Origin of the sequence: Streptomyces adelaidensis (assembly GCF_016598475.1) — a bacterium.
In the GTDB taxonomy this organism is placed as follows: Bacteria; Actinomycetota; Actinomycetes; order Streptomycetales; family Streptomycetaceae; genus Streptomyces; species Streptomyces adelaidensis.
The window spans coordinates 41,549-65,408 of the sequence record NZ_JAEMUX010000006.1 but is presented as its reverse complement, the minus strand read 5'-3'; the positions used below and the strand labels follow the sequence as shown (position 1 = coordinate 65,408).

The following is a 23,860-nucleotide window of genomic DNA, read 5'->3' as shown; positions in this document are numbered from 1 at the left end:
GCGATATGTGTCCTCACTCAGGGTGTCCACGCCCTGGTTCGACGAGACCGACGGCGAGAGTTCCTGGCTCCCGGGAAGGTCTTCCCCGGTGACAGTGGCGGGACCGCGCCGGACTCGCACCGGCTTCCTCTCCTACCGTCGTACATGGCCCCGGCAGTCCACCACGCGCCCGGAAGACCCGTCAACTTGCCGTTGACCTGCGGCGCAGTGGTGTGCTGAGCCCCACACCGCTGAAATATCGTCAGACGCCCGAATCGGCTCTATCTGTGCTCTTTCCCAACGCCCAAGCTGGGAACACTTGAGGGAACGGCAGTACGAAAACTGAGCGCCGACGAGCGGCATTGGGTGATTCGTTGCTGGGAGACGAACCTGGTGTGGCCGGTCCTCCACCGCGCCCGTGCGGCGGCTGGACACGGCGCTCGGGTCGTCGCGGTGGACGCCGTGTCGGTGCGCTGACTTGTGAGGTGGAGGTCGGAGTGTTCGACAGGGTGTCGGTGCCGCGGACTTGGTTCAAGAGCAGTTATTCGGGCGAAACCAGCCTCTGTGTGGAAGCGTCGTTCGGGGAGAGGCAGGTTCTGGTACGTGACTCAAACTCGAAGAAGAACGCTGTGCTCGCCTTCCGTCACGCCGCGTGGTGTGGTTTTCTGGCGGGGCTTGTGGACCCGGGAGCGGGCGGCTCTTGAAGATCCGTCCGGGGGACGGGAGGTACACGCGATGGAAGATCGGGCCAAGGGATCCGCCTCGGCGGACACGAGGGCGTCGAGGGACCGGCGAACGCTGTTGTCCGCCGCGGCCCCGCTGGTGCTCTTCAGTACGGTTGCCGGAGTGCTCGCCGTAGGTGTGGGCGCTCTCGCCGCTCTGTTGGTGCCAGGGACGGAAGCGCGGGGTGTCGTCTGGTTGGTGGTGACCGCCCTCATCGCGGCGGGGGCGGGCCTGTGGTGGGGACTGACTCCGGTCACGGAGCGGCTGAGGGCCCTGGACCGGGCTCTGGCCGGGGCTCGGCTGCGGGGGCCGGAGCGGCGCTGAGGCCGGTGGGGCGCGAGGCGTCGGCACGGGCGCGCAGTATCTTGCCGAGACCCGCGGCGAGCGACGTGAGCAGAGCGGCGCCGATGGCGCCGGTGATCGCCGTGGCGAGTGGTGTCGTGGCGTTGAATTGAGTCGTGGGCACGACCCGACTGGTCACGGCGATGCTCAGCAGCAGGACGCTCGCGCAGAACGTGCCCAGCAGCATGCGGACCGACATGAGCCGTATCTCGCCGTCGACACGGGCGCTCTCCAGCCGGATGAGCGCCTCCGCCCACTCCTGTTGCCGCATGGCGTACGACTTGAGGGTGCAGTCGTCGAGTGTGGCCGGGCCGCCGGGATCGGAGGCATCCGGTGGGGGAGAACCGGCTGGATCTCCGTTGCCAGGAACGGTGCGGCGCGCCGTGAGCCGCCTCCACCACTCTCGCTGTCCGAAGACCGCCATCGGCCCTCCCCCGTGTCCGCCCGGACGTTCCGTCCCGGGGCTCAGTCGTTGTCCAGACTCTCCTTGACCGTGTCGAGGAACTCGATCATCCGGTCACCTTCGTACGCGCTGTCACTGATGTTCGCGAAGCACTCCTGATAGCGAACCGTGAGGTCGAGATCCTCGCGGTTCGACAGGCCGCCGTTGGGGCCTTCCAGGTACAGCAGGTCGTCGTCGTCCTTGAACCCGAGCAGGATGAACGGGCTGAGGGTACTGAAGTGGGCTCCCACGGTGAACGGCAGGAGCCGCATGCCCATCCGCGGGCGCTGGGCCAGGGTCTTGATGTGCTCCAGTTGATGACGCATCACCTTGGGGCCGCCGATCACGCGCCGTACGGCGGCTTCGTCCAGGACGATCTCGACGCGCGGCCCGGACTCGGAGTCGAGGTACCGCTCCTGCCGCGTGGTGCGGAGCTCCACCGACCGCCGTACGTCCGTGCCCTCGGTCGTGGGTGAGAGGAGGGCGGTGGCGTAGTCCTCGGTCTGGACAAGGCCGGGCAGCACGATGGGGTTGTAGATGCGGATGGAGGTCGCGGCCCCCTCGTAGCCCAGGTATTGAGCGTACGGCTGGGACACCAGATTGCCCCACGGAGCCCACCAGGACGGCCCCTTCGAGCCCCGCGCGGCCTCCTCCAACTCGCCGACGAGTACCGGGTCCGTGATCTCGTACTGCTGCATCAGCGCCCGGACATCGGTGACGCTGACGCCGACCGTGCCGGCCTCGATGCGCATGATCTTCGAAAGTGACCAGTCCAGGGCGTCAGCCGTCTGTTGTTTGGTCAGCCCTGATTTGTAACGGGCCTTGCGCAACTCGACGCGGAGCCTGCGTCGATTCAGGCTCGGATCGAGGTCCCTGGGCATGGCGCTCCCCTGTCTGCATGTCAGGTGGCCATCGTCGAACGGCGAGTATCTGATAGCTTACGCCGATTCGGTACCGTCGTACAGCCATTGCCCAAATGACATGTGTCATTTCGACGGGGGTCACAGTTGTTGTGAACAGTAGGCAAAACCCCCGTACCGGTCAAATCGGTACGGGGGTTTCGTGTGGCGTGTCGTGCGAGGTGAGAGGGGTGCGGGGGGCCTCAGGCCATGATCAGGTAGATCCCGTACCCCACCGCCGCCGCGCAGGCCGCGAAGCAGGCGTACGCCGCTGTCGTGGCGATTGCCGGCGAGCCGCCGCCGGCGGTCGCCGCCTCCCGCTTGGAGAGGCCGACGATGCCGAGGGTGAAGAGGCCGACGAGGGTCACGGTGACCACGAGGCTGACTCCGAAGACGGAGCCGAGGGCTGCCCAGTCGATGTGCATGGTGGTGTTCCTCAGGGGTCGCGGGGCTCAGACGGCGGGCGTCGGCGTGGACGGGGTCGCCGAGGCCGTGGACTCGGCGGCGGGGGCCGGGATGGTCGCCGTGAGCTCCTCGGCCGTCGCACCGGTCGGCGGCGGGGTCACGGCGGCGATCGCCGTGGTCACCACGCCCGGGGGCTCCTCGGCGTCGTTCACATTGGTGTGGTCGACGACCTCGCGGCGCGAGAGCACCCAGATCGCGGCGCTGGAGGCGATGAGGAACAACGCGACGAGGGCCGTGCCCCAGGTGCCGAAGGAGGTCACCCACTCGGCGAGCGCGGCGACCAGCGCGGCGGCCGGCAGGGTCAGTCCCCAGGCGACGAACATCCGGGTGGCGGTGGACCAGCGGACCACACCGCCCTTGCGGCCGAGGCCCGCGCCCATCACGGCACCGGAGACCGAGTGCGTGGTGGAGAGCGAGAAGCCGAGGTGCGAGGAGGCGAGGATGACCGTGGCCGCGCTGGTCTGGGCGGCGAAGCCCTGCTGCGGCTGGAGGTCGGTCAGGCCCTTGCCCATGGTGCGGATGATGCGCCAGCCGCCCAGGTAGGTGCCCAGCGCGATGGCCATACCGGCGGAGACGATGACCCACACCGGCGGATCGGAGTCGGGCGCGAGCACACCGCCGGCGACCAGCGCCAGGGTGATGATGCCCATCGTCTTCTGGGCGTCGTTCGTGCCGTGGGCCAGCGAGACCAGGCCCGCCGAGGCGATCTGACCGACGCGGTAGCCCTTGCCGGAGGCCTTCTCGCTGGTGTGCTCCCCGAGCCTGTACGTCAGCCTGGTGGCGAGCATCGCGGCGAGGCCCGCGACCAGCGGGGCCGCGACGGCCGGGATCAGCACCTTGGTGACGAGCGCGTCGCCGTGCACCGCGCCGGAGCCGGCCGAGGCGATCGTGGCGCCGATGAGGCCGCCCATCAGGGCGTGCGAGGAGCTGGAGGGAAGCCCGACCAGCCAGGTCAGCAGGTTCCAGAGGATGGCGCCGACGAGCGCCGCGAATATGACCTCTGGCTGTATGCCGGACTCGTCGACGAGCCCCTTGGAGATGGTGTTGGCGACCTCGATGGACAGGAACGCGCCGACAAGGTTGAGCGCGGCGGACATGGCCACCGCGACCTTGGGCTTCATGGCGCCGGTCGAGATGGTGGTGGCCATCGCGTTGGCGGTGTCGTGGAAACCGTTCGTAAAATCGAACGCGAGCGCGGTGATCACCACGATCGCGAGGATCAGCGAGAAGTTTTCCATTTACCCAGGCTTCTCTTGGATGTCCAGTGGTACGGGGACCGTAGGCAACCTGGGTGAACGGAAGATGAACTAGGACAGGCGTGTGGATGTAGTAATCGGGTGCGGGTGTCGGTCTAGCCCTTGGTGAACTTCTTCAGCCGGCGCATGGACCCGTTGAAGAGGTTCTGGTCACCCGGCAGGCTCCCGCTGCCGTTGTCGTACTGCCAGATCGTCCAGAACTTCCACCCCGCGGGGAGCTCTCCCGCCCCGGCGGAGTTGTACCGGGCCAGCCACAGCGGATGGTTCCCGGCGAACGCCGCGCTGTTGCCGGTACAGGTCTTCCACCAGTGGGTGGTCGTGTAGATCACCGGACGGCGGCCGGTGAGACGCTTGACCTCGTCGCTGAACGACTTGATCCAGCCGACCATCCTGCTGTCGCTCAGGCCGTAGCACTTCTTCTTCTTGTCGTACGGGTTGTATTCGATGTCGAGGGCCGGCGGCAGCGTCCAGCCGTCGGCGCGCCAGCCGCCGCCGTTGCGCACGAAGTAGGCGGCCTGGGCCTTGCCGGACGACTTGTCGGGCACCGCGAAGTGGTAGGCGCCCCGGATCAGGCCCGCGTTGCGCGAGCCGTCGTACTGCTGGCCGAAGTACGGGTTGCGGTAGGTGGTGGACTCGGTCGCCTTGACGTAGACGAACTTGGCGCCCTTCGACTTCGCGCTCGGCCAGTTCACCTTCTTCTGGTGCGAGGAGACGTCGTGCCCCTTGGGCTTGGCGGCGGCCGAGGCGGGGATCTCGACGAGAGCGGTACCCCCCAGGGCGAGCGCCGCGACCGACGCGGCGAATACGCGGTTGCGACGACGGGACGGTCGGGTGGTGTCACGGGCCATGTTTTCCCCCCGGAATGGCGACGTGTGCGACAAAACATCCGGAGGCTACTGGAAGATCACCGAATCGCCGTCGATCACCGGCCAATCACCAACAGGGGGTGATGTATGTGCATATGAGCCCTATCGAGGGTCCGGCTCCCGCCCTGGAGTGCGCTCGCCCGGAAGCGCCGGCCGAGGGTCGCCTGGCAGGATCGCCGCATGGCTGAGGAGCGGCGGAACGCCCGGGACGAGCGGGACACGGGTGAGGATTCACAGGATTCGCGAACGGCACGACAGCAAGCCGCGCCGGACGACGTGGCACGCGCGTGGGACGAGCTCGTCGCGACGGCCCGCCGGACGGTGGCCGACGGTCTGGTCGTCGGCACTTCCGGCAACGTGTCCGTACGCGTCGGGGACACCGTCCTGGTCACACCGACGGGAGTGCCCTACGACCGCCTGACCCCGGACGACGCGACGGGCGTCGACCTCACCGGCCGGCAGGTCCTCGGCCGCCTCCGCCCGACCAGCGAACTCCCCATGCACCTGGCGATCCACACCACCACCGACGCCCGCGCCGTCGTCCACACCCACGCCGTCCACGCGACGGCCGTCTCCACCCTCGTACGCGAGCTGCCGCTGATCCACTACATGTCCGGCGCCCTCGGCGGACCCGTCCGAGTCGCCCCGTATGCGACCTACGGCACCCCTGAGTTGGCCGAGAACATGCTCCGCGCTTTGACAGGGCGCACCGCATGCCTGCTCCAGAACCACGGCACGATCACATACGGAAACACCCTCTCCGAAGCCTACGACCGCACGGCCCAGCTCGAATGGATGTCCCGCGTCTGGCTGACGGCGTCCTCGGTCCCGGGCCTCTCCCCGACACTGCTCACGCCGGACCAGGTGGCGGAGGTGGGGGAGCGGCTTCGGGGGTACGGGCAGCCGGGGTGAGACCCTGCTCGCCCCCGGACCAGCCCGACCACCCGGAAACCCCCGACCACCCGGAAACCCCCGCCCACTGGCCACCGACGGAGTCCGCCAGGACACTGGACCCGTGCGTGCAGTCAGAGCGGCAGCCACGGCTGCAGGGGTCGCGTTCGCGGCCGGCGCGGCCGGTGTCGCCGCCGGCCGGCTGGCCAGCGATGCCGCGCTGAAGGCACCGCCGGGCGGACCACTGCCCACGGAACCCCGGCTGACCGTGCACTCCACCGCGGCGGGCCGGATCGCCCTGACCCGGGCCTTCGCCGCACAGCGCCCCGGCGTCTACGGCCTCGTCGGCGACGGCTCCCACGCGGTCGTCGGCAATGTCCTCGACGGCGCCGCACAGGCCCCCGACACCGTCGTACGCCGCCTGGAACGGGTCACCCAGGGCACGCTGGAGCCGGGCGACCGGGTGCGGCTCACCCCGAACACCCACGTCGGCGACCCGCGCACCGCGCTCGGCCTCGACCACACCGACGTCGACGTGCCCGGCGAACTCGGTGCCCTGCCCGGGTGGTTCGTGCCCGCGGCCCGCGACATCTGGGTGATCACCGTGCACGGCCTGGGCGCCACCCGCGAGCACACCATGAACGTCATGGAGTTCCTGCACCGCCACCGCTTCCCGGTGCTCGCCCTCGCCTATCGCGGCGACGCCGGCGCGCCCCGCTCCCCGGACGGCCTGAGCCACCTCGGCGAGTCCGAGTGGCGGGACGTGGACGCGGCCATCCGGTACGCCGTCCGGTCCGGCGCCGAGCGGGTCGTCCTGCACGGCTGGTCCACCGGCGCCACCATGGCCCTGCGCGCCGCCACCCACTCCCCGCTGCGCGACCGCGTCACCGGGCTCGTCCTGGACTCGCCGGTCCTCGACTGGGCGACCACCCTGCGCGCCCTCGCCGCCGCCCGCCGCACCCCCGGCGCCCTGCTGCCCCTCGCGGTCCGCGCCGCCCAGGGCCGCACGGGACTGCGCGCGGCCCCCGTCGACCAGCCGGCGGTCGCCCCGGACCTCAGGGTCCCGACCCTGATCTTCCACGGCCCCGACGACGTCGTCGCCCCCTGGGGCCCCTCCCGCCGGCTCGCCGCCCGCCTCCCCGGCCGCGTCACGCTGCGCACGGTCCGCCACGCCCCGCACGGCGCCATGTGGAACGCCGACCCCAAGGCCTATGAAGAAACCCTGCGCCGCTTCCTCACCCCGCTCATGTAGCGCGGACGCGGCAGAGCCAGGGGCGGAGCGCAGTCGCCGCAGGGGGGCGGAATCCAAGCCCGCACAGACAGGTACGACCCATTCCGTTTAGCGCTGGACCAAGGCGATCCTCACCCATATCGCCCTCCTTGGGAACGCGTGCGTTGGCCACCCCTGTCGCCCGCTGTGACATTCCGTTTGGGTTTTCGGACCGTCAACCGGAAGACTGCCCCCGTGACGTCCCGTAACCCGCGCGACTCCAGGCTCCGACTCGTCAGCCCGCGAACCCTGGCCGCCGCTCCCCGAGCAGCAGTGACCCAGCGCCGCCGACCGGCTCCCCGGCCCCCGGAGGGCACCCCGCCGCCCGTGGAACTCGCCCGCATGGCCCGCGCCGTCCTGGCGGACGCGGCCCGCGTCGCCCACTGGGCCGACGCCGCCCTGCGCCCGGGCCGCCAGAGCGCGAGCTCCGACGGCACCGGCACCCTCTCCGACGCGACCGCGGAACGGGCCGCCGACCACCTGGGGCTGACCCCGGATCAGGTGCGCCACGACTGGGACACCGCACGGCTGGCCGGCCTCATCGAGGTGCACGGCGACACCGCGCGCCCCGGCTGGCGCCTGCGCGCCTGGCACCGCGACGACAGCGCCGTACTGCGCGGCTGGGTCGCCTTCTTCGACGCCTGGTCCATCGCCCACCCCGAGCCCGCGGACCGGGCGCCCGCCGCCGTGGCCGAGGTCGTCTCGGCCATGCCCCAGGTGCTCTCCTTCCTCCAGCTCTCCGCCGGGCCCGTCCCCGTCGAGCAGCTCCTCGACCTCCTGGAACAGCGGGTCACCGAACTGCGCACCGAGCGCTGCGAGATCCCCTACGGCCCGCAGCCCGAGCCCGGCGCGGAGCCGAACACCGAGGACACCCCGCTCGCCCCGCTGCTCGACTGGTCCCTGCGCGCCCTCGCCTCCGTCGGCGCCCTCACCTACGGCGACGGCCAGGCCACCCTCACCCCGCTCGGCAGCTGGGCGGTCTGGGTGAAGCTGGAGCAGATCTGCGTCGCCGCACAGAGCCCTGCCGGGAACATCGAGGTCTCCGCCGAGGACATGCTCCGCGGCTGCGCCCAGCTCCGCCCGAACGCGGCCCGCGCCGAATACCGCGCCTGGCTGGCCGCCCGCCCCGTCGGCGGCGCCGTCACCGAGCTCATCGACGCCGCCCGCGGTGAGGACGCCCTCATCCGGGGCCTCGCCTTCGAGGCGCTGCGCGTCGTCGGCGCCCCCGCCGAACCGGACGTCCGCACCGTCGCCGACGAGACCCCGCTGCGCCCCTACGCCCTGCTCTGGCTCGCCGAGCACGACGGCGCCGACCCCGAGGACGCCCACGAGGTGCTCACCCGCGAGGAGTCCACCTGGCTCTGGGTGGACACCGCCGCCGCCGTCGCCGACCACGGCGAGGCACCCCTGCTCGTACGGCATCTGGAGTCCGCGGTGCAGCCCACGGTCCCCGCGCTGCTCGCCGAGGTCCGCGCGGTCGGGCACCCCCGTACCGTCCAGGTCCTGGTCGCCCTCGCCGCCGCCCACCCCGACCCGGCGCTCGCCAAGGCCGTCCGCCGGGCCGCCTTCCAGGTGCACACCGGCGGCAGCTGACCCGGGCGGGGCCGGTGCCGGGACGGGCGGGTGTCAGCCGCCCGTCTCGGGCGCGTACGTACCGAAGCTCCACACATTGCCCTCGGCGTCCCGGGCCATGTAGTCCCGCGACCCGTACTCCTGGTCCGTCGGGGGCGTCAGGATCTCCACGCCGTGCTCCACGGCCCGCCGGTGATGGGCGTCCACGTCGTCCACCACGATGTACACCCCGCTGGGGCCCGCGCCCTTCATCGCGGCGTCGAAGGCACTGCCGCTGCCCTTGGAGCCGACCATCACCGCGCCGTTGCCCTGCGTCAGCTCGGCGTGCAGCACCGTCCCGTCCTCGCCCTCGTACACCGACAGCTCGGTGAAGCCCAGCGCCTCCGTGAGCTGCCTGATGGCCGCCTTGGCGTCCGCGTACAACAGTGTCGGGTAGATGCTCGGGCGTCCGTCGCTCCTGCCTGCCATACCGATCACGACCTCTCCGTCGTCCGGAATACGACCTGCTGCTCAGTTTTGCACCCACCACCGACAAGACCCCGCCGAGGGAACGGCCCCCGCCCACCACCACGGCGTCAGGTCCACCGCTCGAAGTGCTCCCGCGGGCCGGTGACCGATACCACGTGATCCCTTGTGGCACAGGCGGAAAACCGCTTGCCGCCCGCAGTTAGAATCGGGCCCATGGCCCTTCTCCTCGCGCATTAGACGGCGGGAACGTCCTCAGCCGCCCGCCCTCCTCCCCCTTCGCCCTGGAGTCTGTCCGTGATCTCCGCCTCCGGTATCGAGCTGCGTGCCGGTGCCCGCGTCCTCATCGAGTCCGCCACCTTCCGCGTCGCCAAGGGCGACCGCATCGGCCTCGTCGGCCGCAACGGCGCCGGCAAGACCACCCTCACCAAGTGCCTGGCCGGCGAGGGCATCCCGGCCGGCGGCACCATCACCCGCTCCGGCGAGGTCGGTTACCTCCCGCAGGACCCCCGCACCGGCGACCTCGACATACTCGCCCGCGACCGCGTCCTCTCCGCGCGCGGCCTCGACGTACTGATCCGCAAGATGCGCGAGAACGAGCAGCGCATCGCAGGCGGCCAGGGCGGCACCCGCGAGAAGGCCCTGAGGCAGTACGAGCGCCAGGAGACGGAGTTCCTCACCAAGGGCGGGTACTCCGCCGAGGCCGAGGCCGCCACCATCGCCGCCGCGCTCAACCTGCCCGACCGGGTGCTCGGCCAGCCGCTGCACACCCTCTCGGGTGGTCAGCGCCGCCGTATCGAGTTGGCCCGGATCCTCTTCTCCGACGCCGACACCCTGCTCCTCGACGAGCCGACGAACCACCTCGACGCCGACTCGATCGTCTGGCTGCGCGACTACCTCAAGACCTACCGCGGCGGCTTCATCGTGATCTCCCACGACGTCGACCTGGTCGAGACGGTCGTCAACAAGGTGTTCTACCTGGACGCCAACCGTGCCCAGATCGACGTCTACAACATGGGCTGGCGGCTCTACCAGCAGCAGCGCGAGGCCGACGAGAAGCGCCGCAAGCGCGAGCGGCAGAACGCCGAGAAGAAGGCCGCCGCGCTGCACTCGCAGGCCGACAAGATGCGCGCCAAGGCCACCAAGACCGTCGCCGCCCAGAACATGGCGAAGCGCGCCGACCGGCTGCTCGCCGGCCTGGACGCCGTACGGGTCTCCGACAAGGTCGCCAAGCTGCGCTTCCCCGAGCCCGCGCCCTGCGGCAAGACCCCGCTCACCGCCGAGGGCCTGTCGAAGTCGTACGGCTCGCTGGAGATCTTCACCGACGTCGACCTGGCCATCGACAAGGGCTCCCGGGTCGTCATCCTCGGCCTCAACGGCGCCGGCAAGACCACGCTCCTGCGCCTCCTCGGGGGCGCCGAGAAGCCCGACACCGGCGAGGTCGTCGAGGGCCACGGCCTCAAACTCGGCTATTACGCGCAGGAGCACGAGACCCTCGACCCGGACCGCACGGTCCTGGAGAACATGCGCTCGGCCGCGCCCGACCTGGACCTCGTCGAGGTCCGCAAAACCCTCGGCTCGTTCCTGTTCTCCGGTGACGACGTCGACAAGCCGGCCAGTGTCCTCTCCGGCGGCGAGAAGACCCGTCTCGCGCTCGCGACCCTGGTGGTGTCGTCGGCGAACGTCCTCTTGCTCGACGAGCCGACGAACAACCTCGACCCCGCCAGCCGCGAGGAGATCCTCGGCGCGCTGCGCACCTACAAGGGCGCGGTCGTCCTGGTCACCCACGACGAGGGCGCCGTCGAGGCGCTCCAGCCGGAGCGGATCATCCTGCTGCCGGACGGCGTCGAGGACCTGTGGGGCGCGGACTACGCGGACCTCGTCGCGCTCGCCTGAGGCCGCCCATTCGATCAGGCACCTTGATCGAATGGGTTGATCAACTGCCTATGGATCATTCGGCCCATCCGTGATCCATCATCTGTGTGAGATCTCCTCGTACCGAGGTGTGTCCTACACCGATTTCACGGCCGAGCCCCACTGTGTGCGGGGCTCGGCCGTCGTGCGTCTCTGACCTGGCACTTCGCGGAACAACCCGTTCGGCCGTACGGACGCCGCTGGGCGGAATCACAGATTCCACTCGTGGGGACGCGCTCCTGTCGTCAAAACCTTGTCCCACGGACCTTGCCGAATGGGTGGCCATCACGCCCCGGAGGGGTGATCATGAGGAGACCAGAGCGCACTTCCCATGAGGAGGACCGGGTGGCCGAGACTCTGAAGAAGGGCAGCCGGGTTACCGGCGCCGCGCGCGACAAGCTCGCGGCAGACCTGAAGAAGAAGTACGACTCCGGTGCGAGCATTCGAGCACTGGCCGAGGAAACCGGCCGCTCGTATGGCTTCGTACACCGGATGCTCAGCGAATCGGGCGTCACGCTTCGAGGGCGTGGCGGGGCGACGCGGGGCAAGAAGGCCGCATCGGCCTGACGCCGGGCGGCCCATCGGCTTCGATGGTGGCCACCCGGTCGGTCAGCTGATCGACCGGGTGGTTACTGTGCAGTCACTTAGCAATGCTCCATCGCTCTGCTGACCGCACTCATCGGAGGCGCCCCATGGCTTCGCTCGAACCGCTGCTCGACAAGGATGGCGTACGGCTCACCGTCGACGACGCGATCGCCACGGTGACGCTGACCAATCCGGCCAAGCGCAACGTACAGAGCCCCGCTCTGTGGCGGGCGCTCACCGAGGCCGGGCGGTCGGTGCCGGGCTCCGTCCGTGTGGTCGTGCTGCGGGCCGAGGGCAAATCGTTCTCCGCCGGCCTCAACCGGCAGATGTTCACGCCCGAAGGCATCGAAGGGGAGCCGTCGTTCATCGATCTCGCGCGCCGTGACGACGCCGAGCTCGACTCGACCATCGCCGAGTACCAGGAGGCGTTCGCCTGGTGGCGGCGGAGCGACATCGTGTCCATCGCCGCCGTCCAGGGGCATGCCGTCGGTGCGGGCTTCCAACTCGCCCTCGCCTGTGATCTGCGCGTCGTCGCCGACGACGTGCAGTTCGCCATGCTCGAAACCAGCCTCGGGCTCGTCCCCGACCTCACCGGGACGCATCCGCTGGTGAGCCTCGTCGGCTACGCCCGCGCACTGGAGATCTGCCTCACCGGCCGCTTCGTCCAGGCGGACGAGGCCCAGCGCATCGGCCTCGCGAACCTTGCCGTGCCCGGGGACCAACTCGACGACACAGTACGGGACTTGACGGCCGCGCTGGTGGCCGCGCCGCGGGCCGCGGTGATCGAGACGAAGGCGTTGCTGAGCGGGGCGTCGGGCCGTTCGTACGACGAGCAGCGGGCGGCGGAGCGAGCCGCGCAGGCTCGGCGGCTGCGGGATCTGGCGGGCGTCGGGGAGTAGCCGGCGTTCAGCCGACGGGACGAGTGGCGGCGACGTTCATTCGACATCGGTGACGAGTACCGCCACCGACGGATGGTCCGGTAGTGCCGCGCTCACCGCTGTGCGCACCTCGCGTGCCACGTCCAGGGCCCGCCTCCCCTCTGTCACCGCCAGCTCCACACGGACATGGCGGCGGGGGAGGGCGGGCCCCGTGTCGATGTGGATCGCGCGGCCCGGGCCGCCGAGTGCGCCGGTCAGGCGGATGACGCCCGGGACGGACACGGCCGCGGCGAGCACCCGGGACTCCTCGTCGTCGCCGGTGGGCAGGGACGGCCCGGCGGGCGGGGGCTCGGGGGCCGCGCCGGGGGGCTCCTCCTCGTCTTCCCGCAGGTCCGTCACCCGCAGGTCCACCTCTGTCACCAGCAGTCCGAGCCGTTCAGTGGCGGAGGCGGTCAGCGCTGTGCGCAGCCGGGTCGCCGTCGCCGGGAAGGGCTCGGCGGCCGGGCCCGCCAAGGCCGTGAAGTCGGCGGTGATGCGCAGAGGGCCGGGCGGGAGGGCGCTCGGGGGAGGCGGCACGCCGGGATCGTCGTACGGCCCCTCCGGGTCGGCGAGCGAGATACGGAGCGGGCCGAGGCCGATCCCGCGCACCGAGGCGGCCGTGCGGCGCAGTACCGCTTCGGTCGCGCTCTCCGTGATCCACGCGCCGTCCCCCGCGCCGCCCAGGGGGAGTACGCGGCCGAGGCCGAGCTGCCGTCGTACCGCCTTCGTCCAGTTGTCCGCCGTCATTGCTCCAGCTTGCCGCATCCCCGGCGCGCGGCGGTGCAAGCGAGCTTAATGTGGGCGAAGGAGGACAAACGGAAGGGGTGTGCCATGACTGGCATGACGGAGCGGAACCGGACGGAGGAACCCGACACCACCAAGGAGTCGGTGCAGGTCGGGCGCAAGGCCACCCGGCGCGGTGGCGGCGATCCGGCGACCCGGGGGCGCACCACGATCGCCGACGGTGTCGTGGAGAAGATCGCCGGGCTCGCCGCGCGCGACGTGCTCGGTGTGCACGCCATGGGCAGCGGGCTGTCCCGGACCTTCGGGGCCGTACGCGACCGGGTGCCCGGCGGCTCCACCAAGTCCGTGACCCGGGGTGTGAAGGCCGAGGTCGGCGAGGTGCAGACCGCCCTGGACCTGGAGATCGTCGTCGACTACGGCGTGTCCATCGCCGATGTCGCCCGGGCCGTGCGCGAGAACGTCGTCTCGGCTGTCGAGCGGATGACGGGCCTGGAGGTCGTCGAGGTCAATATCGCCGTCAGCGATGTGAAGCTGCCGGACGAGGAGGACGAGGAACCGGAGTCCCGGCTGCAATGAGCGGAGTCAAGGCCCCAGAAGAGTGCGGCAGGAGTGTCCGAGCCCCTAGGAGCACAGCATGAGTCTGGCCGTGATCGGCATGATCGCCGGAATGGCGCTGGGCTTCGCCGGGTACTTCGGCGGATTCGGTGCCTTTCTGCTGGTGGCCGCGCTGGGCGCCGTCGGCTTCGTCGTCGGCCGGTTCCTGGAGGGGGACCTGGACCTGGGCGACTTCTTCCGCCCGCGTGACGACCGGCGCCGATGAACCCCGAGGGCAGCGGCCGTCGTACGGGGACGCAGGCCGTCGCGTCCGGTGAGCGCGGGGCGACCCGGATCGCTGACCGGGTGGTCGCGAAGATCGCCGGGCAGGCGGCGCGCGAGGCACTTCAAGCGTTGCCGCCGGACTCCGCGCCCCCGTACGCCACCGTCGTCATTTCGCGTGAGACCGCGCGCGTCCGCGTCAGTCTCGAACTCCCCTACCCCTCGGACATCGGTGGCCAATGCGCTGCGGTGCGTCGCCATGTCGCCGAGCGGGTAGGGACGTTGGCGGGAATGCATGTATCGGACGTGGCCGTCCAAGTGGAACGGCTGCACCTGGCGCACGCACACGACGTGGCACAGGGGAGGACGCGATGAGCGAACCCCAGCGCTCCGAAGGCACCACTCGACGACTACCGGTCATGGAGAAGGCCGACGGGACGACCGACCCCGATCCGGACCAGCGGGACCCGAGGGATCCGAGGGACCCGCCGGATCAGTCGGCGTCCGCCGCCGCCTACGACCCGCCGCCCGTCCTCGAGGGCGAGAACGGCGGCGGGGAGAAGCGCTTCTGGTCCGCACGCAGAGTCCCCGCGGGCATCGTCGCGGTCGTCCTCCTCGGCGGCGCGGGGTTCTTCCTGTACGACGTCGCCGCCGTCCGCGCCGACCGGCCCGGCATGGAGTGGCGCCGTTCGCTGGCCCGGCAGCTCGCCGAGCGGCCCCTCGACGACGCCTGGGTGCTCGGCGGCGCCGCGGTGGTCGTACTCCTCGGCCTCTGGCTGCTCGTGCTCGCCGCCACCCCCGGGCTGCGCGACGTCCTGCCGATGCGGCGCGTGCACCCCCACGTACGGGCCGGACTGCACCGGGGCGCCGCCGCGCTCGCCCTGCGCGACCGGGCCATGGAGGTCTCCGGTGTGCAGTCCGTACGGGTCCGGATGGGACGGAAGAAAGCCGACGTCCGCGCGGTCGCCCACTTCCGGGAACTCGACGAGGTACGGGCCGACCTGGACGTCACGCTCGCCGACGGCATCCGGGGGCTGGGCCTGGCCCGGCCCCCCGCCCTGTCGGTGCATGTACGCCGGCCCGGCCGGAAGGGGTGAGACGCGATGCTGAGAATCGTCAACAGGGTGCTGCTCGGGACCGTCGGGGTTCTGCTCGTCGTGGGCGGCGGCGCCGTCCTCGCCGTGGGACTCGGCGCGGACCCGCCCTCCTGGTGGCCGCACGACGACCGGCACGACGTGCTGCTCAGCACCGCCGAGCGCACCCGGTGGCGCGACGACGGCTGGTGGTGGCCTACCGTCATCGCCGTACTCGCCCTCCTGGTCCTGCTCGCCCTGTGGTGGCTGACCGCCGTGCTGCGCCGCCACCGGCTCAGCGAGGTGCTCGTCGACACCGGCGACGGCGACGGCGCGCTGCTGCGAGGGCGTGCCCTGGAAAGCGTACTCACCACGGAGGCGACCGGGTCGGACGGCGTCGCACGCGCCCGGGCCCGCCTCACCGGCCGACGCAACGCCCCCGAGGCCAGGGTCCGCCTGATGCTCCAGCCCCATGTGAACCCCGGCGACGCCCTCCACCACCTCACCACGGAGGCGATCACCAACGCCCAGAACTCGGCGGGCCTGGCGGAGTTGCCGACGGAGGTACGCCTGCGGGGGGCCAAGCACCGTGCGCAAAGGGTGAGCTGAGCGCCCTTCAGGGGCGCGGGGAACCGCGTGAGCGACCCACCCACAAGCCGCGGCCGAAGAACGGCTCCTCAGAACCCGTGCCGCATCCCACCATCCACCGGCAGCATCACACCCGTCAGATAGGACGCGGCCGGAGACAGCAGGAAAGCCGCCGCACGCCCGAACTCCTCCGGCCGCCCGTACCGCCGCAACGGAATCCGCGACTCGTGCGCGGTCCGCGTCGCCGCCGGATCGGCGGACAACCCGTCCAGCTCGCGTACGCGGTCCGTGTCGATACGAGCCGGCAGTACCCCGACCACCCGAATCCCACGCGGGCCCAGCTCGTCGGAGAGCGACTTGGCGAAGCCCGCGAGGCCGGGACGCAGCCCGTTCGAGATGCTCAGCCCCGGAATCGGCTCGTGCACGGACCCGGAGAGCACGAACCCGATGACGCCGCCCTCACGGAGCGATTCCGCGGCGGCCCGCGCCAGGCGGACCGCGCCCAGGAACACCGACTCGAACGCGGCGGTCCACTGCTCGTCCGTGTTGTCGGCGACGAAGCCGGGCGTCGGCCCGCCCACGCTGACCAGGATGCCGTCGAAGCCCCCGAAGTGCTCATGGGCGGCGGCGATCAGCCGGCCGGCGGCCTCCGGGTCGGCGTTGTCCGCGGCGACCCCCACGGCGTTCGGCCCGAGCGCGGCCGCCGCCTCGGCCGTGGTCTTCTCCTCGCGGCCCGTGACGACCACCTTCGCGCCGTCGTCGACGAGTTCGCGCGCGACCGCGTTGCCCAGCCCGCGGGTCGCTCCGGTGATGATGTAGACACGGTCCTTCAGCCCAAGATCCATGGTCCCTATCCTGCCTCTTCCCCGTCGAAGAGGGCGAGGGCGGTGCCCACGAGACCGACATGGCTGAACGCCTGCGGGAAGTTTCCCAGCTGCCGGCCCGCGACCGGGTCGTACTCCTCCGCGAGCAGCCCCACGTCGTTGACCAGCCCCACCAGCCGTTCGAACAGCTCGCGCGCCTCCGTCGTACGGCCCGTCAGATGGAGTGCGTCCGCCAGCCAGAACGAGCAGACGAGGAACGTGCCCTCGCCGCCCGGCAGCCCGTCGACGGGGGTGGTCCTGGCCCCGAGGTGGTCGGCGCTGTAGCGGCGGACGAATCCGTCGTGGCTCAGCTCCTCGCGGATCGCGTCGACCGTGCCGACGACACGGGGATCGTCCGGCGGCAGGAAGCCCACCCGGGGGATGAGCAGCAGCGCGGCGTCGAGTTCGCGGGAGCCGTAGGACTGGGTGAAGGTGTTGCGGTCGGCGTCGAAGCCGCGTTCGCACACCTCGCGGTGGACCTCGTCGCGCAGGGCGCGCCAGGCGTCGAGGTCGCCGCGGGTCAGCTTCGGGTCGCCCTCCAGAGTGCGGATGGCCCGGTCGGCGGCGACCCAGGTCATCACCTTGGAGTGCGTGAAGTGCCGGCGCGGCCCACGCACCTCCCACAGCCCCTCGTCCTGCTTCCGCCAGGCCGACCGCAGATAGTCCATCAGCGCGCACTGCATGCGCCACATGTGCGGCTTGCCGGGCAGTCCCGAACGCCGGGACAGGAACAGGGAGTCGATGACCTCGCCGTACACGTCCAGCTGCAACTGCCGTACGGCGTCGTTGCCGACCCGGACCGGTCGCGAGTCCGCGTAGCCGGCCAGCCACGGCAGCTCGCACTCGGGGAGGCGCCGCTCACCGGCCAGGCCGTACATGATCTGCAGGTCCGCCGGGTCGCCCGCGATCGCGCGCAGCAGCCAGTCACGCCAGGCCTCGGCCTCCTCCTGGTAGCCGCAGGACAGCAGCGCGCCGAGGGTGAGGGTGGAGTCGCGCAGCCAGCAGTGCCGGTAGTCCCAGTTGCGGACCCCGCCGATCTCCTCGGGGAGCGAGGTGGTGGCGGCCGCGACGATGCCGCCGGTCGGGGCGTAGATGAGGGCCTTGAGGGTGATCAGGGAGCGGACCACGGCATCCCGGTACGGGCCGTCGTACCGGCAGCGCCCCGCCCAGGCCCGCCAGTCGTGGACGCTCGACCGCAGCGCCTCGTGCGGGTCGACGAGGCCCGGGCGGGGTTCGTGCGAGGGGTGCCAGGTCAGCACGAACGCGACCTTCTCGCCCGGCTCCACCGTGAACTCGGCGTACGTGGCGCGGTCCTCGCTCCAGGTCCGCACCCCGGGTTCGCTGCGCAGCCACACCGCGTCCGGGCCGGCGACCGCCACCCGGTGACCGTCCGACCTGCGCATCCACGGCACGACCGAGCCGTAGTCGAAGCGCAGCCGGAGGGTGCTGCGCACGGTCACCCGGCCGGACAGGCCCTCCACGATCCGGACGACATCGGGCGCCCGGTCGCGCTGCGGCATCAGGTCCGTCACCCGCACCGCACCCTCGTCCGTCTCCCACTCGGTGTCGAGGACGAGCGTGTCGTGCCGGTACGCCCGCCTCGCACAGGCCTTTGCCCCTCTGGGTGCCAACCGCCAGTGGCCGTTCTCCTCGTCGCCGAGCAGCGCGGCGAAGCAGGCGGCCGAGTCGAACCGGGGCAGGCAGAGCCAGTCGATGGAACCGCGGCGGCTCACCAGAGCGGACGTCTGGTGATCGCCGATCAGCGCGTAGTCCTCGATAGGGGGGTGCACGGGGGACGGGTTCCCTGGGTGGGCGGTGATCAGTCCGGGAACCCGTCGATCAGCCCGGTCCGGTCCCCGCTGTCGTTCCGCCCACCCCCGAGAAGATCACCCCTGTCCCGGACGGGGCCTGGTTGAGGACCCAGAGGCCGAGCAGGGTGGCGAGGGCGAAGACGAGCAGGACGAGTACGGCGAGGACGAGGCGGCGGCGGCGCTCGCGGCGGAGCCAGTCGCCGCGGGCCGTGCGGTAGGCGTCGGGGGCGGCATGGACACCGCCGGCCAGCGCGGCGAGGGCCTCGGCCAACTCCCGCTCGGTGCGCTCCTGCCCGGTGTCGTTACCGGTGGTGTCGTTCATCGCCGGGCCTCCATCGCCTGGGTCAGGGCGGCGAGGCCGCGTGCGGTGTGGGTCTTGACCGAGCCGCAGGAGATGTCCATCGCGGCCGCGATCTCGCTCTCCTTCAGCCCCAGCCAGTGGCGCAGCACGAGCGCCTCCCGCTGCCGCGCGGGCAGTTGCTGGAGCGCGACGATCAGCATCCGCTGGTCGTCGTGGAGCAGCGCGGTGCTCTCGGCGGAGGCGACCGGCTCGTGCACCGCCGGGGTCTCCACATGCTTGCGGGCGACCTGGAGATGCCGTATCCGCATCCGGGTGAGGTTGCAGACCGTGGAGCGGAGATACGCCTCCGCCGCCTCGGCGTCCCTGAGGCGCCGCCACTTGCGGTAGATCTGGTAGTACGCCTCGGCCACCACGTTCTCGGGATCGTCGGCGCCAAGGAGCACCGCGAGTCGCAGCATCGAGGAGTAGTGCAGCTCGAACAGCCGGGCGACACCGGCCTCGCGCTCCACATCGGCCGGATCGCCGAGGGCGCCCGGCGGGAGCGCGGGGTTCGGAATCAGCGGCTCGGCGGCCGGAGCGGGCACACCGCCCAGCGGCTCGGCGGCCGGAGGGGACCGCAAGCCGGCCGGCGGCTCGGCGGCGGTGACGGATGCCGGAGCCGCCGGGGGCACCGGCACGCGTATGTGCTGTCTGCGTCTCACGAGTTGCTCGCTCCCGTCTCGGGGCGCCGCCTGACGGTCAGGCGGGACGGTAGGTCGGTCGCGTCGGCGCCGCGCGGGACGCCGAGCCGTTCGAGGACCGTGGTGCCGAGGACGGCGACGGTCAGATTGAGGAAGAGGGCGAGCAGACCGGCGTAGATCTCCAGCGAGCCGCCGCCCAGGAGCACGATCGACGAGAAGCCCTCGCGCACCACCAGGAACGTGCCGGTCACCATGCCCACGCCCCACCCGGCGAGCAGCGCCCGCGGATGCAGTCGCCCGGTGAACAGGCCGACCGCCACGGCCGGGAAGATCTGCAGGATCCACACCCCGCCGAGGAGCTGGAGGTTGATGGCGTCCTGGTCGCGCAGCCCGAACACGAACGCCACCGCCCCCACCTTCGCGGTCAGCGACACCATTTTGGCGATGCGCACCTGCCGCTTCGGCGTGGCCGTGGGCTGGAAGTACTCGACGTACACATTGCGGACGAAGCCGGTGGCGGCCGCGATCGACATCACCGCCGCCGGGACCAGTGCGCCCACGGTGATCGCGCCGAACACCAGTCCGGCCAGCGGTCCCGGCATCAGCCGGTCCACCAGCATCGGTACGGCCGCCTCGGCACCGCCCTCGGGCGCCCGCACCCCGGAGGCGAGCGCCGCGACACCGAGGAAGCCGAACAGCGCGAGCAGTGCGGTCCAGGCGGGCAGCGCCACCGCGACCTTGCGGACCGTGCGGGGCCCGTCGGCGGCGAACCCGGCCGTGAGGACGTGCGGGTACATCAGCAGGGCCAGCGCCGAGCCGAGCGCGAGGGTCGCGTAGGCGGGCTGCTGTTCGGGGGCCAGCAGCAGGGCGGACCCTTCGACGCCGGTTCCGCTCAGCCGCGCGGCGGCCCCTTCGAAGACCGCGCCCGGACCGCCGAACCGCCTCAGCACCAGCCAGCACACGGCGGTCAGCGACACGAAGACGGCCACCGCCTTCAGCGCCGAGATCACCGCGGGCGCCCGCAGCCCGTGCCGGTACGTCGCCACCGCCAGCCCCGCGAACAGCGCCACCATCACCAGATCACCGGCCACGCCCCGCGGATACACGCCCCCGGCCGTCAGCACCGCCCGGATGCCGAGCAGCTGCAGCGCCAGATACGGCATCGTCGCGAGGATCCCGGTCAGCGCCACCACCAGGGCGAGCGGCGCCGAACCGTACCGCCCGCGCACGAAGTCCCCGGCCGTCACATACCCGTGGCGCCGGGCCACCTCCCACAGCCGGGTCAGCAGCACGAAGGCGAGCGGGCAGACGATCACCGTGTACGGCACCGCGAAGAAGGCGGGCGCCCCGTTGCCGTACGCCAGTCCCGGTACGGCCGTGAAGGTGTACGCGGTGAAGATCGTGCCGCCGAGCAGCAGCCAGGTCCACACCGGGCCGAGGCTCCGGTCGGCCAGCGCCCAGCCCTCCAGGGACGGCAGCCGGTCGCTGGGGCGCAGCCGGCGCGCGGTGACGGCGAGCAGCGACGCCCCGCCGATCACGGCGAGAAACGTCGCGGTCATGGCAACGTCAGCCATGGGTCACCGTCCTTGGTGTGCCTGAGCCCTCGCCTGGTGGTTGCGCGACCGGCCGGTTCGGAGGACACGGAACCGGCAGAAATGTTCTGGAAATTCGCTGTCAACCAGATCCAGCGGGTGGGCAACTCTTGCACAGACCCACAGGAAGCGGGAGAGGAGCACAGGTCATGACACGGACCGGTCATCACCGGCTACGGCGCGTCGCGATCGCCGTACTGCTCCTCGCGCCCGCCGCGGGCCTGCTGTGGGTCCCCTGGTACGCCGGCGCGGAGCCACGGCTGGCGGGCACACCGTTCTTCTACTGGTACCAGCTCGCCTGGGTCCCGGGATGCGGTCTGTGCCTGCTCGCCGCGTACGCGCTGACGGAGCGGGACCGACATCGCTGAGCCACACCCCTTTCTTGTCCTGCCGTAACACCCATTGAGATCAGGAGCCGCCATGCCTACATCAGCCATGCCCGAATCCGGTCGCGGGGCGCCGGAAAAGTCCCGTATGTCGCCGAAATCGATCGCGCTCTGGACCGCCGTCGCCCTCGTCGGCGCGATCGGCTGGGCCGTGCTCGCCCTGTCCCGGGGTGAGGAGATCTCGGCCGTCTGGCTGGTCATGGCGGCCCTCGGCTCGTACGCGATCGCCTACCGCTTCTACTCGCGGTTCATCGCCCGCCGGGTCCTGGAGCTCGACGACACCCGCGCCACCCCGGCCGAACGGCTCGAGGACGGCGTCGACTACCACCCCACCGACCGCCGGGTGCTGTTCGGCCACCACTTCGCGGCCATCGCCGGCGCCGGCCCGCTGGTCGGCCCGGTGCTCGCCGCGCAGATGGGCTATCTGCCGGGCACGGTCTGGATCATCGCGGGCGTGATCTTCGCCGGTGCGGTGCAGGACATGATCGTGCTGTTCCTGTCCATGCGCCGGGACGGCAAGAGCCTCGGTCAGATGGTGCGGGACGAGATCGGCAAGGTGGGCGGCGCGGCCGCGCTGATCGGTGTCTTCGCCATCATGATCATCCTGCTCGCGGTGCTGGCGATGGTCGTCGTGAACGCCCTCGCCGAGTCCGCCTGGGGCACCTTCTCGGTCACCATGACCATCCCCATCGCCCTGTTCATGGGCTTCTATCTGCGCTATCTGCGGCCCGGCCAGGTCGTGGAGACCAGCTTCATCGGCGTGGGCCTGCTGCTGCTCGCCATCCTCGGCGGCGGCTGGATCCAGGACTCCTCGCTCGCCGAGTACTTCGTCTGGAGCCCCGAGACCCTGGTCTTCTGCCTGGTCGGCTACGGCTTCGTCGCCTCCGTGCTCCCGGTGTGGATGCTGCTGGCCCCCCGTGACTACTTGTCGACATTCATGAAGGTCGGCACCATCGCCCTGATGGCCGTGGGCGTCGTGATCGCCGCCCCGACCATGAAGGCCGAGTCGGTGACCGAATTCGCCTCCACGGGCGCCGGACCGGTCTTCGCCGGCTCCCTCTTCCCCTTCCTCTTCATCACCATCGCCTGCGGCGCCCTGTCCGGCTTCCACGCGCTGGTCTCCTCCGGTACGACCCCGAAGCTGATCCAGAAGGAGTCCCAGGTCCGGCTGATCGGCTACGGCTCCATGCTCACGGAGTCCTTCGTCGCCGTGATGGCGCTGATCGCCGCGTGCGTCCTCGAACCGGGCCTGTACTACGCGATGAACTCCCCGGCCGCGCTGCTCGGCCCGACCGTGGAGACCGCGTCGGAAGCGGTCAAGAACCTCGGTTTCACCATCACCCCGGACCAGCTGACGGCGGCGGCCAAGGCCGTCGAGGAGCAGACGCTCGTGGGGCGCTCCGGGGGCGCCCCCACCCTGGCCGTCGGCATGTCGGAGATCTTCGCCGGAGTGTTCGGCGGCGCCGGGATGAAGGCCTTCTGGTACCACTTCGCGATCATGTTCGAGGCCCTGTTCATCCTGACGACGGTGGACGCCGGCACCCGCGTGGGCCGCTTCATGCTCCAGGACATGCTCGGCAACGTCTGGAAGCCGATCGGCCGCGTCACCTGGAAGCCCGGCATCTGGATCACCAGCGCCCTGGTCGTCGGCGCCTGGGGCTACTTCCTCTACGCCGGCGTCACCGACCCGCTGGGTGGAATCAAGCAGCTCTTCCCGCTCTTCGGCATCGCCAACCAGCTGCTCGCCGCCGTGGCCCTCGCCGTCACCACCACCCTGCTGATCAAGTCCGGCAAACTGCGCTGGGCCTGGGTCACCGGCATCCCGCTCGTCTGGGACGTGGCCGTCACCTTCACCGCCGGCTGGCAGAAGATCTTCTCCGCCGACCCGAAGATCGGCTTCTTCGCCCTGCGGGACACGTACGCCGAGGCCATCGACAAGGGCGAACTCCTGCCGGGCGCCACGAACGTGGACGACATGCACACCATCGTGCTCAACAACACCGTGGACGGCGTGCTCATGGCCGTCTTCCTGCTCCTGGTCCTCACGGTCCTGGTCAACTGCGCCGTGGTGTGCGTCCGAGCCGTACGCTCCCCGGTCCCGCTGCCGTCCACCGAGGCCCCGTACGTCGAGTCCCGCATCGACCTGCCGGAACAGTCCGACGAGGCGCTGGTGGGGGCCGGCCGGTGACCGCCCGGCACGCCCGGCGCTGGGCGCGGACCGTGCTCTGGTACCTGCGCGAGCTGACCGGGGAGGCGGAGTACGACCGCTACTGCGAGCGGCACCGACGCCACCACCCGCAGGCCCCGGTGCCGAGCCGACGGGAGTACGACGTGCTGCGGACCCTGCACCGGGAGGCGCATCCGCAGGGCCGCTGCTGCTGAGCCGCTGATCCCGGGCCGGGAGGGCCGGCATCCGCAGA

General features: G+C 71.1%; 27 protein-coding genes and 1 riboswitch. Of the genes, 15 read left to right on the top strand and 12 right to left on the bottom strand.

Features of this window, described 5'->3' with window-relative positions; translation table 11 throughout:
- Positions 1-35: 35 nt before the first annotated feature.
- Positions 36-155: riboswitch (cobalamin riboswitch) on the bottom strand.
- 219 nt (positions 156-374) lie between these two features.
- Positions 375-683 (top strand): DUF397 domain-containing protein, encoded by a 309-nt coding sequence (locus I8N67_RS42285; RefSeq protein WP_307835153.1) that lies wholly within the window; start codon positions 375-377, stop codon positions 681-683.
- 272 nt (positions 684-955) lie between these two features.
- Here I8N67_RS42285 and I8N67_RS04930 read toward each other — a convergent pair whose 3' ends face one another.
- The 5 genes from I8N67_RS04930 to I8N67_RS04910 form a co-directional block, all read right to left on the bottom strand.
- Positions 956-1,468: a hypothetical protein gene (locus I8N67_RS04930; protein ID WP_200301333.1), complete on the bottom strand. Its 513-nt coding sequence runs from the start codon at positions 1,466-1,468 to the stop codon at positions 956-958.
- 41 nt (positions 1,469-1,509) lie between these two features.
- Positions 1,510-2,367 (bottom strand): helix-turn-helix domain-containing protein, encoded by an 858-nt coding sequence (locus I8N67_RS04925; protein ID WP_200301332.1) that lies wholly within the window; start codon positions 2,365-2,367, stop codon positions 1,510-1,512.
- Between the two features lie 221 nt (positions 2,368-2,588).
- Positions 2,589-2,810: a hypothetical protein gene (locus I8N67_RS04920; protein WP_200301331.1), complete on the bottom strand. Its 222-nt coding sequence runs from the start codon at positions 2,808-2,810 to the stop codon at positions 2,589-2,591.
- A 27-nt stretch (positions 2,811-2,837) separates the two neighbouring features.
- On the bottom strand, positions 2,838-4,088 hold the full coding sequence (locus I8N67_RS04915; RefSeq protein ID WP_200301330.1) for an inorganic phosphate transporter: 1,251 nt from the start codon (positions 4,086-4,088) through the stop codon (positions 2,838-2,840).
- Positions 4,089-4,201: 113 nt separating this feature from the next.
- Positions 4,202-4,954, bottom strand: coding sequence for a lysozyme (locus I8N67_RS04910; RefSeq protein ID WP_200301329.1), 753 nt, complete (start codon positions 4,952-4,954; stop codon positions 4,202-4,204).
- 198 nt (positions 4,955-5,152) lie between these two features.
- Here I8N67_RS04910 and I8N67_RS04905 point away from each other — a divergent pair, with 198 nt between their 5' ends.
- The 3 genes from I8N67_RS04905 to I8N67_RS04895 all read left to right on the top strand — a co-directional run bounded on the left by I8N67_RS04905 (position 5,153) and on the right by I8N67_RS04895 (position 8,726).
- On the top strand, positions 5,153-5,884 hold the full coding sequence (locus I8N67_RS04905; RefSeq protein ID WP_200301328.1) for a class II aldolase/adducin family protein: 732 nt from the start codon (positions 5,153-5,155) through the stop codon (positions 5,882-5,884).
- A 103-nt stretch (positions 5,885-5,987) separates the two neighbouring features.
- Positions 5,988-7,115 carry an alpha/beta hydrolase family protein gene (locus tag I8N67_RS04900; protein ID WP_200301327.1) on the top strand — a complete coding sequence of 376 codons (1,128 nt, stop codon included), beginning with the start codon at positions 5,988-5,990 and terminating at the stop codon, positions 7,113-7,115.
- A gap of 360 nt (positions 7,116-7,475) precedes the next feature.
- The gene (locus I8N67_RS04895) at positions 7,476-8,726 is read left to right on the top strand and encodes a hypothetical protein (protein WP_200301435.1); all 1,251 of its coding nucleotides are present in this window, start codon (positions 7,476-7,478) and stop codon (positions 8,724-8,726) included.
- A gap of 33 nt (positions 8,727-8,759) precedes the next feature.
- Here I8N67_RS04895 and I8N67_RS04890 read toward each other — a convergent pair whose 3' ends face one another.
- On the bottom strand, positions 8,760-9,182 hold the full coding sequence (locus I8N67_RS04890; RefSeq protein WP_200301326.1) for a VOC family protein: 423 nt from the start codon (positions 9,180-9,182) through the stop codon (positions 8,760-8,762).
- A gap of 285 nt (positions 9,183-9,467) precedes the next feature.
- Between I8N67_RS04890 and I8N67_RS04885 the strand changes: the two genes are divergently transcribed.
- The 3 genes from I8N67_RS04885 (at position 9,468) to I8N67_RS04875 (ending at position 12,568) form a co-directional block, all read left to right on the top strand.
- Positions 9,468-11,066 (top strand): ABC-F family ATP-binding cassette domain-containing protein, encoded by a 1,599-nt coding sequence (locus I8N67_RS04885; protein ID WP_200301325.1) that lies wholly within the window; start codon positions 9,468-9,470, stop codon positions 11,064-11,066.
- A gap of 363 nt (positions 11,067-11,429) precedes the next feature.
- A complete protein-coding gene (locus I8N67_RS04880; protein ID WP_006123601.1) occupies positions 11,430-11,651 on the top strand; it encodes a helix-turn-helix domain-containing protein in 222 nt (73 codons plus the stop codon).
- 125 nt (positions 11,652-11,776) lie between these two features.
- Positions 11,777-12,568: an enoyl-CoA hydratase/isomerase family protein gene (locus I8N67_RS04875; RefSeq protein WP_200301324.1), complete on the top strand. Its 792-nt coding sequence runs from the start codon at positions 11,777-11,779 to the stop codon at positions 12,566-12,568.
- Positions 12,569-12,604: 36 nt separating this feature from the next.
- On the opposite strand, the gene I8N67_RS04870 is transcribed toward I8N67_RS04875, so the two are convergent.
- Positions 12,605-13,333 carry a nucleopolyhedrovirus P10 family protein gene (locus I8N67_RS04870; protein WP_200301323.1) on the bottom strand — a complete coding sequence of 243 codons (729 nt, stop codon included), beginning with the start codon at positions 13,331-13,333 and terminating at the stop codon, positions 12,605-12,607.
- A gap of 84 nt (positions 13,334-13,417) precedes the next feature.
- Here I8N67_RS04870 and I8N67_RS04865 point away from each other — a divergent pair, with 84 nt between their 5' ends.
- Genes I8N67_RS04865 through amaP form a run of 5 tightly spaced genes read left to right on the top strand, consistent with a single transcriptional unit; the run spans position 13,418 to position 15,828 of the window.
- Positions 13,418-13,906 (top strand): Asp23/Gls24 family envelope stress response protein, encoded by a 489-nt coding sequence (locus I8N67_RS04865; protein WP_200301322.1) that lies wholly within the window; start codon positions 13,418-13,420, stop codon positions 13,904-13,906.
- A gap of 58 nt (positions 13,907-13,964) precedes the next feature.
- Complete coding sequence (locus tag I8N67_RS04860; protein WP_054232254.1) at positions 13,965-14,150, top strand: hypothetical protein; 186 nt, start codon at positions 13,965-13,967, stop codon at positions 14,148-14,150.
- The gene (locus I8N67_RS04855) at positions 14,147-14,521 is read left to right on the top strand and encodes an Asp23/Gls24 family envelope stress response protein (protein ID WP_200301321.1); all 375 of its coding nucleotides are present in this window, start codon (positions 14,147-14,149) and stop codon (positions 14,519-14,521) included. Before I8N67_RS04860 ends, I8N67_RS04855 begins: the two co-directional genes overlap by 4 nt.
- Positions 14,518-15,243, top strand: a complete 726-nt coding sequence (locus tag I8N67_RS04850; protein ID WP_200301320.1) for a DUF6286 domain-containing protein — start codon at positions 14,518-14,520, stop codon at positions 15,241-15,243. Before I8N67_RS04855 ends, I8N67_RS04850 begins: the two co-directional genes overlap by 4 nt.
- Positions 15,244-15,249: 6 nt before the next feature.
- On the top strand, positions 15,250-15,828 hold the full coding sequence (amaP, locus tag I8N67_RS04845; RefSeq protein ID WP_200301319.1) for an alkaline shock response membrane anchor protein AmaP: 579 nt from the start codon (positions 15,250-15,252) through the stop codon (positions 15,826-15,828).
- A 68-nt stretch (positions 15,829-15,896) separates the two neighbouring features.
- On the opposite strand, the gene I8N67_RS04840 is transcribed toward amaP, so the two are convergent.
- From I8N67_RS04840 to I8N67_RS04820, 5 genes are read right to left on the bottom strand one after another with little or no spacing between them, the layout of a single operon-like run.
- Positions 15,897-16,652 (bottom strand): SDR family oxidoreductase, encoded by a 756-nt coding sequence (locus I8N67_RS04840; RefSeq protein WP_200301318.1) that lies wholly within the window; start codon positions 16,650-16,652, stop codon positions 15,897-15,899.
- 5 nt (positions 16,653-16,657) lie between these two features.
- A complete protein-coding gene (locus tag I8N67_RS04835) occupies positions 16,658-18,460 on the bottom strand; it encodes a glycoside hydrolase family 15 protein (RefSeq protein WP_200301317.1) in 1,803 nt (600 codons plus the stop codon).
- A 49-nt stretch (positions 18,461-18,509) separates the two neighbouring features.
- Positions 18,510-18,803: a hypothetical protein gene (locus I8N67_RS04830; RefSeq protein ID WP_200301316.1), complete on the bottom strand. Its 294-nt coding sequence runs from the start codon at positions 18,801-18,803 to the stop codon at positions 18,510-18,512.
- Positions 18,800-19,483 carry a sigma-70 family RNA polymerase sigma factor gene (locus tag I8N67_RS04825; RefSeq protein ID WP_200301315.1) on the bottom strand — a complete coding sequence of 228 codons (684 nt, stop codon included), beginning with the start codon at positions 19,481-19,483 and terminating at the stop codon, positions 18,800-18,802. The genes I8N67_RS04830 and I8N67_RS04825 overlap by 4 nt, the downstream gene beginning before the upstream one ends.
- Positions 19,480-21,036 carry a sodium:solute symporter family protein gene (locus I8N67_RS04820; protein ID WP_200301314.1) on the bottom strand — a complete coding sequence of 519 codons (1,557 nt, stop codon included), beginning with the start codon at positions 21,034-21,036 and terminating at the stop codon, positions 19,480-19,482. Before I8N67_RS04820 ends, I8N67_RS04825 begins: the two co-directional genes overlap by 4 nt.
- Positions 21,037-21,203: 167 nt before the next feature.
- Between I8N67_RS04820 and I8N67_RS04815 the strand changes: the two genes are divergently transcribed.
- The 3 genes from I8N67_RS04815 to I8N67_RS04805 are packed head-to-tail and all read left to right on the top strand — an operon-like array spanning position 21,204 to position 23,822.
- A complete protein-coding gene (locus I8N67_RS04815; protein WP_200301313.1) occupies positions 21,204-21,422 on the top strand; it encodes a DUF3311 domain-containing protein in 219 nt (72 codons plus the stop codon).
- Positions 21,423-21,474: 52 nt separating this feature from the next.
- Entirely contained in the window at positions 21,475-23,628 is a 2,154-nt protein-coding gene (locus I8N67_RS04810) for a carbon starvation CstA family protein (RefSeq protein ID WP_200301312.1), read from the top strand.
- A complete protein-coding gene (locus I8N67_RS04805; RefSeq protein WP_200301311.1) occupies positions 23,625-23,822 on the top strand; it encodes a YbdD/YjiX family protein in 198 nt (65 codons plus the stop codon). The genes I8N67_RS04810 and I8N67_RS04805 overlap by 4 nt, the downstream gene beginning before the upstream one ends.
- The last annotated feature ends 38 nt before the right edge of the window (positions 23,823-23,860 follow it).